We start from the raw sequence: 14624 nt of genomic DNA on the forward strand, positions 1-14624 counted from the left end.
AATAAAAAATGGTATCGCAGTAGTTCTTGCCAAGGCGATTTAGTAATTTTGAAATAAAAGTATGGGAGGAAGTAGTTATGTCTAATTTTAAAAATAAAGCAATTGATAAGGATATTTCATCAGGTTTAATCATTCTATTAGCAACTTCATGTGGTATTATTGTGGCTAATCTTTATTATGCACAGCCTTTAATTGGGGTAATTAGTAATGTAATTGGGCTTTCTAATAGTAGCGCTGGATTAATTGTAACGCTAACTCAAATTGGATATGTTGTTGGCTTACTATTTCTTGTACCTTTGGGAGATATTGTTGAGAATAAAAAATTGATACTTATTTTGTTATTTTTAAGTGCATTTGCACTCATTTCCATGGTTTTTGTAAAAAGCGCAACTTTGTTGTTAATTGCTTCATTCTTTATCGGACTGGGGTCGGTCGCAGCGCAAGTGCTCGTACCTCTTGTATCATATCTTTCATCGGAAAATGCACGCGGTCGCGTAGTTGGCAATGTCATGAGTGGTCTGTTACTAGGTATTATGCTTGCGCGACCGATATCTAGTCTAGTAGCCGATATTTGGGGATGGAGTGCAATATTTGCTTTATCTGCTACTGTAATTATTGTCCTGGCGTTTGTTTTATCGAAAGTACTCCCTACAAGAAAACCAACAGCAAAAACAAATTATATCGTCTTACTTAATTCAATGTGGCAACTGCTACGAACTACTCCCATTTTACGTCGTCGCGCCATTTATCATGCTTGTGTATTTGGGGCTTTCAGCTTATTCTGGACCACTGTTCCATTATTATTATCTAGTCCGGCTTTTCATTTTTCTCAAACTGCCATAGCATTGTATGCACTTGTGGGAATTACAGGCGCGATAGCTGCTCCAATAGGTGGTCGACTAGCCGATCTTGGCTGGACACGATCCGCCACTGGGATAGCTCTCACCGTAGTTATTATTTCTTTATTACTTCCACTTTTTATTCAAAGTAGCTCGCCCTTTGGAATAGCTGTTTTAGTAATTGCTGCAATTCTGTTGGACATGGGAGTATCTGCAAACCTTGTGCTTAGCCAACGTTTAATTTTCTCGTTGAGTCCAGAAATCCGTAGTCGATTAAACGGGCTATTTATGGCTATTTTCTTTTTGGGAGGTGCTGTGGGATCCTTTATTGGAGGATGGGCATATGCCTTAGGTGGATGGAATCTAACATTATGGATAGGAATCGCTTTTCCGACTATAGCTCTACTTTATTTTGCTACAGAGAAATAGTTCTATAATTTAGTTTTACCAGTCAGGATAGGGAATGCCTATTTATTGTTATATCTGAGTTTCAAAGGTTATTTGTGAATTGTATGGAGTTTTTGTATTAGAAGCAAATTTTTATTTTCTATTGCTGTAAGTGGAAAAGACTCACCTTGTTGAATATATCTGAAATGCAATAAAAAAGAGCTTGTGTAAAAACACAAACTCTCTTTAAAAAGAAATAACGCAATTGAGATATCTATATATTAACAATTTGTTTCTTATAATTCTATGCTTCCTATGTTGAGAAATAATATATTGTTAGTTTGTTAAAACTTAAATACATTATTGACTTAATATTTCGTCTTTCATGCAAATAATCTTGAATTTGGGATATTTTTAAAAATATTGGTAATGATGAGGTTTTATCGTGAAAATCGTTTAAATCTTATGTTTAACCGATTGAATTGAGAACAAGGTCTTCCTATATACAGCACGAAATACACGGTTCTTTACAGAAAAAGAAACACAAGGTAACATCAAAAAGAGACAATATGCACATTTATCCATACTTTCTGCTATTAACCTCCTAGTCTTGGAGGTAAAAAACAAGCATATCGAGTCTGCATTGATAGTAGTAAGGGGAAAGTTTGTCTATGGGACAGATAAAATTCAAAAATTATCACCTTCAGCTCCTAAATCTAGAACAGGTAGGCTACCAATAATTACTTTTGGGGGTATGATAATAAATCGAAAATTAAGCATCGATTAGGTTATATTATGAAGATTACGATATAGGGAAGCCAGTTGTATTAATTCATGTTTGGCCGTGAAGTGGTCGATCTTGGGAATGTCAAGTTCCAGCTCTTGTTGAGGCTGGATACAGAGTCATAACTTATGATCGTCGGGGATTCAATAAATCTTCACAGACATAGGATGGTTATGACTATGATACGCTGGCTAATGATTTACATCTGTTATTGGAGCATTTGAATCTCCAAAAATATCACACTGGTTGAATCTTCAATGGGGGGATTTACTGGCCTGCCATGAAAGAACACGTTATCGAACTTAATGCGGCATATCCTGTTGCGATAGCTGAGTTTGCGATTATCTCAGGCTTAGAAGAATATGAGCAGCTGGCGAAAGAAACATTACAAGTTAATGATGACCACTAGCACTCCAATCAGATCAAAGAAAATGGGCCACAACAAAAGCAAAGTGGCCTATTTGGAAATGGGTGCATATCAATACAGTTGCTCCAATATGGGTTAGCTTCATAAAAATGTGGATTTACAACGTTAAGGAAATCCCAATATTAAAAAAGCCTAACTTCTCAATTTAATGTGAAGAAATTAGGCTTTTTTATTTAGTGATGAAATCCATTATCACATTTCGTATCATGTGGCATAGGCCCATCCAGGGAATCCAGAAAGGCAACAGTCTGTTTGAGGTTTCTCAAAAATAAATGCGCAAGATCCATGGAAAATCCATTTCGAACCACAACTCGCATAATCGTCACCGTTTCCATATCTGGAGGCAATGGATAGGCGGGTACTTGCCAACCGAATACACGCAATTGTCGAGATAAATCATAAAGGTTCCAGTTTGATGTGTAGCCATCTTTCAGTCGCCAAGCGAAAACCGGAATGTCCGACCCATCAGACAAAAGTTCGAACGGTTCCATCTTCTGAATGGCCTTGCTTAGAAAAAGAGCGACTTTCTGTGAAGCCTTTTGAACATCATAGTACCCCTTTTTCCCTAAACGTAAATAATTATAATATTGCAGGAGCACTTGTGCGCCAGGACGAGAAAAATTCAGAGCAAAGGTCGGCATGTCTCCGCCCAAATAGGAGACATGGAAGATTAGATTTTCAGGGAGATCTTCAGCTTCCCGCCAAATTATCCAACCCAATCCAGGATAGACTAATCCATATTTATGTCCGGATACATTGATGGACTTCACCCTTGGTAATTCAAAATCCCAGACTAAATCTGGTTGGAGAAATGGTGCTATAAATCCTCCCGAAGCTGCATCCACATGCATGGGAATGTCAAGACCAGTCTTCGCCTGTAAATCATCCAACGCTTTCGCAATTGCGGCAACCGGTTCGTAAAGACCGGTATAAGTTTCACCGAGAATCGGTACTACACCAATCGTATTTTCATCCACGGCTGCGAGGACCCCCTGAGGATCCAATTGAGGATGTTCAAGGCTAACCTTCACATAACGTGGTTCAACCTCCCAATAATTCGCGAATTTTTCCCAAACGACCTGAACAGCAGAACTAAACACAATATTGGGACGATCCACCGGCTTCCCTTCGCTTTTACGTGCATTTTGCCATCGTCGCTTTAAGGCAAGCCCACCGAGCATACATGCTTCTGACGATCCAGTTGTTGAAACGCCCATAGTCGTAAGGGGGCTGGGCGAATGCCAGAGGTTGGCTAAGATACGGACACACCGCTCCTCAATTTCAGCTGTCTGTGGATATTCGTCCTTGTCAATCATGTTCTTGTCGAATGATTTTGCATATAATTGCTCTGCGGTAGGCTCCATCCATGTACTAACAAAAGTTGCAAGATTCAGGCGGGCGTTGCCATCAAGAGTAATTTCATCATGGACGATTTGATATGCTGTTTCTGGTAACATGCCTTCATCAGACATATGAAAGCGTGGAACGACGGATTCTCCTTCGCGGGCAAACAAAGGATTTACAGAAAATTCGTGAGGCAGCTCTTTTTGCATGTGAAGTGGTAGAGATTGTGAATTATCTGGCATAATAACTTTTCTTTCGTATGTATCGTTTTGAACTTCTGCTTTTCGATCCTGTGGCATAAAAGCCCCCCTTAATTAAGTTTTTAACAAACATATTATTTACAAAAAATCATTTGTTAAACCAAGGGGACATAAGGCTTCAAGCACTTTTCTATCAATCTTTATTTCAACGCTACACGGAAGCCTGTGGTTATAATTCAAAGGAGTGAACAGCCGATTTATTCCTTACTTTTATTATTCCCTACTGAAACTTTTCAAGCACTTTCTGGTTAATGAGGACATGTAACGTTCCTTGATTCAGATTGCCGCGATCCTGGTCTGGAGGGAAGGACTGTCCATTTCCAGACTACTGTGGTTCGCCAGCTCAAATGCGGATTTCGGGATGATTCCGATGCCGAGATTGTCTTTCTGACAAGTCTCGTGGATCATCTGGTAGAATCAGCGGTAAATGACCAGAGGTTGCTCGTGCAGCTCTTCGAATTATTGTTTTATGCTTTATTCAAGTTGTTGAAAGTAAATTTCTAATGTTGATGAATCAGAATATTCTTTCTGTTATTTCTACAGTTGGGATCTATTTACATATAAGGTTATAAGGATTATATTGGCAATGTAAGTGAAAACAATAGATGGAAGGGGATGTTTTTTATGTTTAAAAAAGCAGCACTAGGGATTTCATCGTTAGCAATCACAGCGTTCGTCGGATTAGGAATGGCAACAGAGGCTTCTGCTGGACCAGCAGCACCACTTACTTCATTAAACGTCGTACAAGTAGAATCTGAACTGGGCGGAGTAGAAACGATTAACCAGAACAGCTTTAGCACATCACGTAATCACGGAGGAAAATACTTATATATTACCACGAAAGAAATGGGATATGGCCAAAACCCATTTGCTAAAATGAATGGATCTAATGTAAAAAGTATTGAATCCACTATAATTGGTGGAAGACCGATCGTTGGCTGGTATTATAAATGGGATGCTTCTGGACACCAACAAGGAACATTTGAGTACCAAAAGACATCTATAAATGCACCATTTAATACAATGCGTACATCAATTTATATCCAATAGTTTTGAAAGCGTTCGTACATTTAAATAGTCAAAGAAAAGGCACTCCTAGGAGTGCCTTTTCTTTGACTTGAACCATGTTCATATATATATTCCCCATCCCATAAAAACACTTCCCATAAAATAGGATCCTAGACACCAATAGACTTTATTTGAAAAATAGTTTACATATAATAGAAGATGGATGGGAAATACAAATAGACAACAATGAGCAGCAGCAAGTATTAAAAGAAAAGTAGATACAATTAGGGGGCGTATTTCATGTATAACTTACAAGAAGATATGTATGAACAATTGAAAGAGAAAAAAGGGGAAGTTACTGTGTTTTTAAAGAATGGCGTTCCAGTACGTGGGCAGATCCTTGCAACAGATAAATCTGCCGTCCTAATGATGGTTCATGGTAAGCAACAACTAGCCTATAAGCAAGTAATTTCCACAATTCTTAAGTAATTCTTTTTCCTTTTTTCGAGAGAAGAGGAAAAAACACAAAAAATAGAAGATTGAGATCAATCTTCTTTAAAAAAGGAACAGATGACAGATTACTACTCCAACTCTTAATCAATTATAAATAAGTACATGTGAATATTCAATCCATTCCAAGTTTTCTCAACATCTTTGTCTTATTTTTAAATTATAATATAAGTAATTCTTTTTATTATTATATGTTTGTTCTTTCCTGTTACAGAATCCTTAAGCTATTAAGGATTCCTTTTCTTGTATCTAAAATCCAAAAATAAAAAGATAAGATTCGGAAATACGATCTTATCTTTAGCACAAGGAGTAAACAAAAGGATAACCATCATATTGTTAGTATAATTTGTTTTTTTGTTAATTTTGAATATTAGAGCTGTAATTAACAAGTATATTTATATTGAGAAATTTATTACAAAATTAGTTACAAATGATTCAAAACTCCAATGTAAACTTTTATTTTATTGAAGCTTATTCCACAAACATACCCGTTTGTTCATTTTTTACTGTTTGAAAGCCATACTCTTTATATTGATTCATTTATTGGAAAAACCGAAAGTTTTAAACTCTCTCTATTACATATTTATTTTTGGAAAAATAGCCTAACTCCAAATACTAATAATACTGTGCCAGTAATACCCTCTATTGTACGGTTCACCTTTTCTTTTCTTAAAAAAGTTCTTAATTGACGTATTAGAGAGATATAAAATAAATACCATATTGCTGTCAAAGTCGTAAATGTGAATCCCAACAAAAGAAATTGGAAGAAATGACTTTGATTACTCACAATAAATTGGGGTAGAAAACTAAGGAAAAATACAGCCGTTTTTGGGTTTAAGATTGCCGTGATAAATCCTTGTCTAAAACTTTTAACCGTTCCAATATCCTTAGAGTTTACTTCCACTGAACCTGACATATCTTCTTTTTTAGAAAAGGCACTTTTAATTGACTTTACAGCTAAATAAATTAAATAAAATGCCCCAGCATATTTTATTAATGTAAATAGCATAGCAAATTTCATTAAGATAGCAGAGAGTCCTAGTGTAGCCATTATTGTATGAATCATCATTCCAGATACCGTTCCTAAGACGGTCTTTATCCCACCATTTCTACCATGAGAGATAGTGTTTTTTGTAACTAAAGCAAAACCGGGACCAGGCATCATTATAATAAGGAGTGCTGTTAGGATAAATAGCAAATAATTTTCCATGTTCTGGTATTTCCCTTCTGATTTTTAGTTTCGCTTATAGTATAGCTTTTTTCCTTAAAACATTAAATATAAAAAGTGTGATCAGGATAGTATCATAAACTTTCAAGGTGTTGTAATTGATTTATAGAGGGCTTCACTTAAATAATGTTCTTCTGTAAATGAGCGTTTTAATGAAATGCCATTTATACAAATAATCAGATTTTTTATGGAATGATAACGCAATTAAATAAATTAAGAGCGTTTTTTAATTACTTTTTCTCGGAACAATCTTAATTTTCTTTTGTTTATTGAGGGTATTAGTATCAACTTGACCAAATATTATCCAAAAACTACATTGATAAAACAGACAGCAAAGCTATGCATACATTTTCTTTAGACAATTAGCTAAATATCATTTAAGCTGTAATTTTATGAAAATATAATAGCTGATTTCAAATATAATTGTAAATAAATGTAAGTATATGACCTGTTTTTACACGTATCTCGATTATACCCCATATTGATATAAAGGCGTTATCCTTTCCTATGATTTCTCAGAAAGAATACTGCCTTTTTCTTTTTAGGGGGTATTTTGTCTAGTTAGCTTGATAGCGATGTGGTTCTACCCCTTATAAATGTTACAAAAATCTTTCAAATAGCTCTAACTTGCACAATGCTTCCCGTTAATATAATACGCTGATTCTGTGAAAACCGTAAATACAACCTCTACTTCTGGAAGTCCCAAATCCATTATATATGTAGTAATGGCCTTGGCAAATCGATCACGAATTTCCTGTCCACGCTCGAACCATTTCACTTCAATAAGAGGAAACGCTTCTATTTCTTCTCCATTGAATATAAACGTAGAACTTGGTAGTTCCAACGTAAAATTATCCGTACCACACTCACAAATTTCTGCGAGCTCTTCTACTAATGGCTTACTTAAGTGTTTTAATTGTTCAGTAGTAATTCCACGAAACACAACATGCGGCATGTGAATCCCTCCGTTAGATAGCTTTATATTTGCTCACATCATAGCACAATTTATTTTGCTACACTAGAATCTATTGATACATTTCAATGACATTCTTAAGAATGATCATATGTTATTGAAGCAATACAAGTATTGTAACTATTTAAAACATATGAGTGCTCGGTAATTGGGTAAATAAAAAATGCCTTATCATTCTCCCTGTAAGGAGGCATGAGGGGGCCTCTATTAGAAAAGGGATGGTGCGCTTATATATTTTAAAAAGAAAAGACACCCTAAAGTGCCTTCCTCCGACTTGATAACCACTTTAATTTTAATAACATTGGATTCCCATCCGAATATTATTTTACCACGTTAAGTAATGTTAGTCATTGAGAAAGTCAAATACGTAGTGTTCATATATAGTGACCCCTAGGATCAAACAAGATTTAATACAGTTTTTTTGTTGATCCAAAAACAAACGATAAACCTAAAACCGCGCTAGAATAGAAATGTATGAAAAAATGCATAGGTCCATAGAACGAAAAAAGGAGGTTTCCTTGAGAGAGTAGGGTTCCTCTTTTTCCTTGCTACTTATAATGAGACGTTATATCAACCTAACATGTATAGGATATACACTGTTCCTTATTCAACTAAATGGCAGGTTAGTTGAATTGTATTTTGGTCAATATGGGAATTTTCGGATGCCCTCTAGAATATAAAAAATATAGATTGTATTATAGGGGGTATATAATGAAACAAAACATTTATGATAATCCGTTTTTCTTTAAAAAGTATAAGTCATTACGTGAAGCTGGATTTACCTTTAATGATTTTGTTGAACAGCCAGCAATTAAATCTATAATTGCTAATCTTACAGATAAGTCTGTATTAGATTTGGGATGTGGAACTGGTCACTTTTCTATGTACTGTGTAGAAAATGGTGCCTCGAAAGTTATGGGAGTGGACATCTCAAGAAATATGATTGAACAAGCTGAAATGTATAACAAAAATGAAAAAATAGATTATATGTGTGTACCAATAGAAGAACTTAATTTGCCAAATCAAAAATTCGACTTAATAACAAGTTCTTTAGTTATACATTACATAGAAGATTACTCACATCTAATTAAGAAAATAAGTGGTCTGTTAAAAAATGATGGTGAATTTATCTTTTCAACAGAACATCCAATAGTAACAGCTCGAAAGGAAATGAATAATTGGTTTAAGGATAATAATGGAAATAGATTACATTGGGCATTAGATAATTACCAAGAAGAAGGAAAAAGGGAGGAACATTGGTGGATAGATGGTGTTGTTAAATATCATAGAACAATTTCAACATTAATTAATACTCTAATAGACAACGATCTTGTAATAGAGAAAATTATTGAGCCAGAGTCAACTCCAACAGGATTAGAAAAAATGCCAGAATTAATAAATGAAAAACGGAGACCATCTTCTATTATCATTAAATCAAGAAAATATTAAGGTTGAACCCCCGTTGATTAACTACTGGCTTTATTTTTAAAAAAAGAGTAAAAATTTTTTCTAATTTTAAAAATAAGATTGTGAAGAAATACACTTAAACTAACGGGTGCTTTAAGTGAGCAAGAAATTAAAAACTTTTAACTTCAGCTTTCGAAAATTATGTAAATAAGTTGTCCATATGGACAGCTTATTGTGTTTTTAGCTTAGCGTGGGTTTTTTTCGAAATGCTGGCGGTACCCCATCGTCATCAAGCTAAAATTTTATAGTACCCTCAGAACAAGATTTTTTTCTAATTTGTAACTGAAAAAGATAACAGGATAATATACTAATCATTTAATGGGAAGGGGATGTGATTGAGGTGAATAATGCATATAATGAAAAGACGCATACATCGATTAAACAATTATTAAAAAAGTTTTCACCAAAAGCTCCTGGCTTTGCATATATTGCTAGTTTTGATAGCGGAGTAACTTATAAAGGTGCGGTTGCCTTAGCTACTATAGAGGGAAATATACCTATAACTACTAAAAATATTTTTAATATTGCCTCGGTTTCTAAACAATTTACTGCGTTTTCTATATTACTCTTAGAACAAGAGGGAAAATTGAGTTTAGATGATTCAATTGTAAGGTTCGTTCCTTCTATAGGAGCATATGCTGAACCTGTAACATTGAGACACCTAATTCATCACACTGGTGGACTAGTTGATTATATGGAATTGGCTGTATCAGCAAATATTAAATTTACAGATACATTAACTGTGGAAGAATCGTTAGAGCACCTTAAAAATCATCAAATTGCAAGGTTCCCAGCTGGCACAAAATTTGAGTATAGCAATACAGGATATTTTTTATTATCACAAGTGGTAGAGAAGGTAAGTGGCAAGTCTCTACGTCAATTTACAAAGGAGCGTATTTTTGATCCTTTACATATGAGAGACACAACAATTGTAGATTGCTACCCAACAACTATACCAATTATTAGTGGGTATTCGAAGAATGAGCAAGGAAAATATAAAATCTATGAAAGCCCTTGGGAACATACAGGTGATGGGGCAGTTCATACAAATGTTGAAGATCTTGTAAGATGGGGAGAAAATTTAACTACAGGCACTGTTGGTGGAAAAGAACTTGTTAAAAGAATGAGCGAAATAGGTCCGAAAATTTCTCCAACTGGGGAGACGATTATTGACAATGAAGATTATGCTTTTGGGCTAAGGCTTGCAGAAGGTTTTAACTGTCGATACTTGGAACATTCAGGTAGCTGGGCAGGTTATCGTTCACACTTCATGCGGTTTCCAAAAGAATATTTGACTGTTGTAGTACTAAGTAACTATGATGGATTTGACTCTAAAAAATGTGCTAATGAAATAGCAGAAATTGTTTTAGAAAAGTAAAAAATAGGGCGTAGAAGACAGTATCTAGATTTGGTTAACCTCACGTTGTTTTAGGTGTAATTGATTTTGAGAACGGAAGGCAAGCATATATTTATGCCTGCCTTTTTTCGTATTAAAACGAAGATAAATATTAATATTTATACAGTTAAAAAAATAATTAGAAATTTTTTGAATATAGATTAATTAATGAGGTCGAATTTTAAAATTTTTAAATTAATATATAAAAAATTATATATTATGATTATCAAACTCAATTTTATTAAAAATTGAAATGTTAATTAATATTCCTATTGCTATTAAATTGACCATTAAAGAACTTCCACCAAAACTTACAAATGGAAATGGGGTACCTGTAAGAGGAAATAGTCCTGTAATACCACCTAAATTTACAACAGATTGCATACCGATCATACATCCTATACCAATTGCTATAAAACTGCCAAATGGATCTACACATAATTGTGCAATTTTTAAGGAGCGAAGTACTATAGTCAAAACTCCAGCCAATATAATAAATACACCAATAAATCCTAGTTCTTCAGAAACTATTGCCATTATAAAATCTGTATGTGGTTCCGGAAGATAACCTGTTTTTTGTATGCTATTTCCAAATCCACGACCAGTGATTCCTCCGGAGCCAATGGCAATAAAAGAATTTATAAGCTGGTATCCATTTCCTTGCGCATCAAGAAATGGATTGAAAATCGTAGTAATACGTTTCTTTTGAACTTCTGACAAACTATTTTGAATCAAGAAATATAAAATAGGTAACCACAAAATAGAACTGATGATAATTCTTTTGATTAGTAGATTTATATTTATTCCTGAGCAAAGAAATATGCTAAAACCTATACCTAATATTAAAAGTGCAGATCCTAAATTTGGTTGTTTAAAGATAAGAAAAAAAATTGTAGCTAAAAAGAATAAAAGTTTTCCGATACCTCTCCAGTTATTTTTAGCTTGTTTTTGTCTTAATGCAAAAAAGCGGGCTGTTACAAGTATTGTTCCTAATTTAAGAAATTCAGCTGGCTGTATTCCAAAGATCCATGATTGGGCATTATTTACCACTTTTCCTTTCCATAAAACCATAATCAATAAAAAAATCCCTCCAACCATAATACAGATTGAGACTATTCGTTTTTTCCATATTTCATATGGGAGTAAAGCACAAACTATTAACCCAATTGTTCCTAAAAGTAGCTTTGTTAATTGAGAATCAACAAAATGTCTACTGTTATAACCGTAATGTTGAACAGCAACAATGGAGCTTGCACTATACATCATGATAATACCTAAAGTACATGTTATGAATAGAGGAAGGAGCAATAGATAATCGAGTTTTAATATTTTTTTCATTTTAATATCCTCCTGATTTAAAACAATACATAATATTACATTTGCTAATGAATAGAATATTGTTCTCGTCAATTACTAAATATGACTTTTGTTTAGAAAGATTCTATCACTTACTCCCTGTTTTTTACGCAAAAATCCCCCTAGTATGTAACTAGAGGGATTCAAAATGGCATGACTAAATAAGGCTTTTCTCCCCCTAGTAGAGCTTTGGCACTATACAACGTAAAGTAATGAAAATTCATTACTTAGCTATCTTAAGAAGAGCCTTAATCCGACAATTCCTGTTCTACCCATTGGCGTCTTTCGACATTTTTGGGCAATAGCCTGTGTTTGCATAGGAGCCTCACCTAACAGGTTAAGCAACATAAATTTTATGTATTTGTTTCGTGTAGCAAGCATAAATATATTTTTTTTGCTTGTCAAGCAACCGTATTTCTAATTTTATCTGTTTTATTGCTTTATAGTCCTTTGAGAAATGATATGAGAAAATGTATGTAATCATTCTGTATAAGTACATATTTTTGACTTTAGTGTATAGTTTGATTGAGTAGTTTAACCATATAAATTTGATAAACCGTAAAGAAGATTTTAATCATAAAAGAAGATTTGTTAAGAATATTCTTTTAATATACAGAATGACTAATTATTCATCCTCTGTTATAAAGTTGGAATTTGATTGAAAACAATAAGTTTCATATGTTTCATAACGTTTCTTCGAATTAAATCTATTTAAATTCTATGTTTTTTAAGGAGAATTTTAAATTTATAATAAAATATAATTTCATTTTCTATAAAAGATTTTTTATGAATGGATTTGAAAGTCAGTTGACAAATATTAAATTCTGGTTTAAATTTTGAAGTAATTCAATAAACTTTGTTAGGTGAGGCTCCTGTATAGAGAAACGCTGCTGCCCAAAAATGTCGAGAGACGCCAATGGGTCAACAGGAACGGTCGGATTAAGGCCCTTCTTAATGTAGCTGGTTATAAAAACCTATGCTATACAGTGCTAAAACTCAACGAGGGAGTGGTATACGATTTGATAGAAAGGCACCTCTGAGATTTTGGCAGAGCTGTCTTAATAATCATTTATTTGTATTGTAAAAAACCTTTACTCCTTTTTGAGTAAAGGTTTTTCTGTTTAATGTTATTTGTTTTATCTTGTCTATATTCAAAAAGGAGGTAATTCTAAATAATGGATTGATTGCAATGTAACTATTATTGCTCTAATAAAAAATTTAAGACAGATAAAATAAAACAAAACCACTCATGAAACTCTAGAGTCTCCCTTAGCAATATGAGGAGGAGTTAACATGAAGAAATTATTAAAAGAATTACTTGTAACCAAAAATAATTTGGATGCAGAGAAAGTTTTACGTCTTCCGTCGTATGATGTTGCGCAAGAAGTAAAAAGATTTTCAATTGAAGATCAAATCATATTGCTAAATACGATTCCCGTATTAAAAAGCTCTAAAATTCTTCAATATATGAGTGCAGAAGAAAAATATAATATCTTAATTCACTTATCTGAAAACAAAGCTAAAAAGTTACTAAATTTACAACCGATTGATGAATTAGTAGATTTACTTCTAGCGGTTCATCCTGAAAAACAAGCTAAATTAATGGCGTATCTAGACAAAATTACAAAACATAACGTAAAAAAATTGATGAATTTCAAACCTGAAACGGCAGGAAGTCTTGTCACAAGTGATTTTGTTGCAGTTAGAGGAAATTGGTCAGTAAAAATGACATTGAAGTACATTAGGGAACATTCTGAAAATGTAGAATCAATATCTTATAGTTATGTTCTAGATAGTCATGGTTATCTTGAGGGAATCGTTTCCATACATGAGTTATTACTAGCAGCAGATGAAGAGATATTATCTACTATTATGATTCAAGAGGTAATTTCAGTACAAGCTGAAGTTGACCAGCAAGAAGTTGTAAAAAAGCTACTGAATTATAATTTAGCAGCAATACCTGTGACAACAGCAAATAATAAAATGATTGGTATTATCACTTTTGATGACGTAATGAATGTTATGGAAGCAGAAGCTACAGAAGATATTCAAAAGTTAGGCGGAAGTGAGCCATTGAATCAATCTTACTTTGAAGCTAGCATTTGGAGCATCTTCTTAAAACGCCTACCATGGTTATTACTTCTTTTTGTTGCTGAGGCATATACAGGTACAGTATTAAAGTATTTTGAAGATGAAATTGAAACTGTAGTTGCCCTTGCTTTCTTTGTTCCGTTATTAGTAGGTACTGGTGGGAATACAGGAACACAGGTTGTAGCAACAATTACTCGTGCAATCGGTATTGGAGAGGTCAAATTTAAAGATATTTTCCGTGTAATGAAAAAGGAATTTGCAATAGGGATGCTTCTCGGACTTGCACTTGGAATAGCTGGCCTCACTCGTGCTTATATGTTAGGAGTTGGAACAGAAGTTGCACAAGTTGTAGCAATTACTTTATTATTTATTGTTATTTGGGCCTCTCTTGTAGCAGCTGTTTTACCTTTAATTCTAAGAAAGTTAAAATTAGATCCTGCAGTTGTTTCAGGTCCATTTATTACAACATTTGTTGATGGAACAGGATTAGTAATTTATTTCATGGTTGCAAAAACGTTATTAAATTTATAAATATACACTAAAAAAACGAAAAT

General features: G+C 33.8%; 10 protein-coding genes, 2 pseudogenes and 2 riboswitches. Of the genes and pseudogenes, 8 read left to right on the forward strand and 4 right to left on the reverse strand.

From position 1 onward, the window contains the following. Nucleotides 1–77 precede the first annotated feature (77 nt). The 3 genes and pseudogenes from ACUL40_RS04355 to ACUL40_RS04365 form a co-directional block, all read left to right on the forward strand. On the forward strand, nt 78–1268 hold the full coding sequence (locus ACUL40_RS04355; RefSeq protein WP_074553494.1) for an MFS transporter: 1191 nt from the start codon (nt 78–80) through the stop codon (nt 1266–1268). 740 nt (nt 1269–2008) lie between these two features. After that, a pseudogene (locus tag ACUL40_RS04360) lies at nt 2009–2276 on the forward strand (alpha/beta fold hydrolase); the annotation flags it as partial. Continuing rightward, a pseudogene (locus ACUL40_RS04365) lies at nt 2270–2419 on the forward strand (macrolide 2'-phosphotransferase); the annotation flags it as partial. The pseudogenes ACUL40_RS04360 and ACUL40_RS04365, both read left to right, overlap by 7 nt. Before the next feature lie 191 nt (nt 2420–2610). Here the strand turns inward: ACUL40_RS04365 and ACUL40_RS04370 are convergent. Further along, complete coding sequence (locus ACUL40_RS04370) at nt 2611–4080, reverse strand: glutamate decarboxylase (RefSeq protein WP_074553492.1); 1470 nt, start codon at nt 4078–4080, stop codon at nt 2611–2613. A gap of 585 nt (nt 4081–4665) precedes the next feature. Between ACUL40_RS04370 and ACUL40_RS04375 the strand changes: the two genes are divergently transcribed. Next, nucleotides 4666–5091, forward strand: a complete 426-nt coding sequence (locus tag ACUL40_RS04375) for a DUF4879 domain-containing protein (protein WP_074553490.1) — start codon at nt 4666–4668, stop codon at nt 5089–5091. A 258-nt stretch (nt 5092–5349) separates the two neighbouring features. Next, nucleotides 5350–5538: an RNA chaperone Hfq gene (hfq, locus tag ACUL40_RS04380; RefSeq protein ID WP_078187432.1), complete on the forward strand. Its 189-nt coding sequence runs from the start codon at nt 5350–5352 to the stop codon at nt 5536–5538. Between the two features lie 604 nt (nt 5539–6142). Here hfq and ACUL40_RS04385 read toward each other — a convergent pair. Both ACUL40_RS04385 and ACUL40_RS04390 read right to left on the reverse strand, forming a co-directional pair. After that, nucleotides 6143–6769: a LysE family translocator gene (locus ACUL40_RS04385; protein WP_074553488.1), complete on the reverse strand. Its 627-nt coding sequence runs from the start codon at nt 6767–6769 to the stop codon at nt 6143–6145. Between the two features lie 640 nt (nt 6770–7409). Then, nucleotides 7410–7742 carry a DUF1904 family protein gene (locus ACUL40_RS04390; protein ID WP_001120963.1) on the reverse strand — a complete coding sequence of 111 codons (333 nt, stop codon included), beginning with the start codon at nt 7740–7742 and terminating at the stop codon, nt 7410–7412. Between the two features lie 729 nt (nt 7743–8471). Between ACUL40_RS04390 and ACUL40_RS04395 the strand changes: the two genes are divergently transcribed. Together ACUL40_RS04395 and ACUL40_RS04400 are read left to right on the forward strand one after the other, a co-directional pair. Beyond that, a complete protein-coding gene (locus ACUL40_RS04395) occupies nt 8472–9209 on the forward strand; it encodes a class I SAM-dependent methyltransferase (protein WP_074553486.1) in 738 nt (245 codons plus the stop codon). A 358-nt stretch (nt 9210–9567) separates the two neighbouring features. Further along, on the forward strand, nt 9568–10605 hold the full coding sequence (locus tag ACUL40_RS04400; protein ID WP_074553484.1) for a serine hydrolase domain-containing protein: 1038 nt from the start codon (nt 9568–9570) through the stop codon (nt 10603–10605). A gap of 228 nt (nt 10606–10833) precedes the next feature. Here ACUL40_RS04400 and ACUL40_RS04405 read toward each other — a convergent pair whose 3' ends face one another. Beyond that, entirely contained in the window at nt 10834–11961 is a 1128-nt protein-coding gene (locus ACUL40_RS04405; protein ID WP_445423013.1) for an FtsW/RodA/SpoVE family cell cycle protein, read from the reverse strand. A 185-nt stretch (nt 11962–12146) separates the two neighbouring features. Continuing rightward, a riboswitch (M-box (ykoK) riboswitch) is annotated at nt 12147–12323 on the reverse strand. Between the two features lie 504 nt (nt 12324–12827). Continuing rightward, nucleotides 12828–12993, forward strand: a riboswitch (M-box (ykoK) riboswitch). A 279-nt stretch (nt 12994–13272) separates the two neighbouring features. On the opposite strand from ACUL40_RS04405, the gene mgtE reads away from it, so the two are divergent. Beyond that, complete coding sequence (gene mgtE / locus ACUL40_RS04410; RefSeq protein WP_016082865.1) at nt 13273–14601, forward strand: magnesium transporter; 1329 nt, start codon at nt 13273–13275, stop codon at nt 14599–14601. The last annotated feature ends 23 nt before the right edge of the window (nt 14602–14624 follow it).

The sequence above is a fragment of the Bacillus sp. KNSH39 genome, from assembly GCF_052656585.1.

Excerpts from the sequence above, each read along its gene's own strand:
- ACUL40_RS04355 (WP_074553494.1), top strand. The coding sequence starts at position 78 with ATGTCTAATTTTAAAAATAAAGCAATTGATAAGGATATTTCATCAGGT.
- ACUL40_RS04370 (WP_074553492.1), bottom strand. The coding sequence starts at position 4,080 with ATGCCACAGGATCGAAAAGCAGAAGTTCAAAACGATACATACGAAAGA.
- ACUL40_RS04375 (WP_074553490.1), top strand. The coding sequence starts at position 4,666 with ATGTTTAAAAAAGCAGCACTAGGGATTTCATCGTTAGCAATCACAGCG.
- hfq (WP_078187432.1), top strand. The coding sequence starts at position 5,350 with ATGTATAACTTACAAGAAGATATGTATGAACAATTGAAAGAGAAAAAA.
- ACUL40_RS04385 (WP_074553488.1), bottom strand. The coding sequence starts at position 6,769 with ATGGAAAATTATTTGCTATTTATCCTAACAGCACTCCTTATTATAATG.
- ACUL40_RS04390 (WP_001120963.1), bottom strand. The coding sequence starts at position 7,742 with ATGCCGCATGTTGTGTTTCGTGGAATTACTACTGAACAATTAAAACAC.
- ACUL40_RS04395 (WP_074553486.1), top strand. The coding sequence starts at position 8,472 with ATGAAACAAAACATTTATGATAATCCGTTTTTCTTTAAAAAGTATAAG.
- ACUL40_RS04405 (WP_445423013.1), bottom strand. The coding sequence starts at position 11,961 with ATGAAAAAAATATTAAAACTCGATTATCTATTGCTCCTTCCTCTATTC.
- mgtE (WP_016082865.1), top strand. The coding sequence starts at position 13,273 with ATGAAGAAATTATTAAAAGAATTACTTGTAACCAAAAATAATTTGGAT.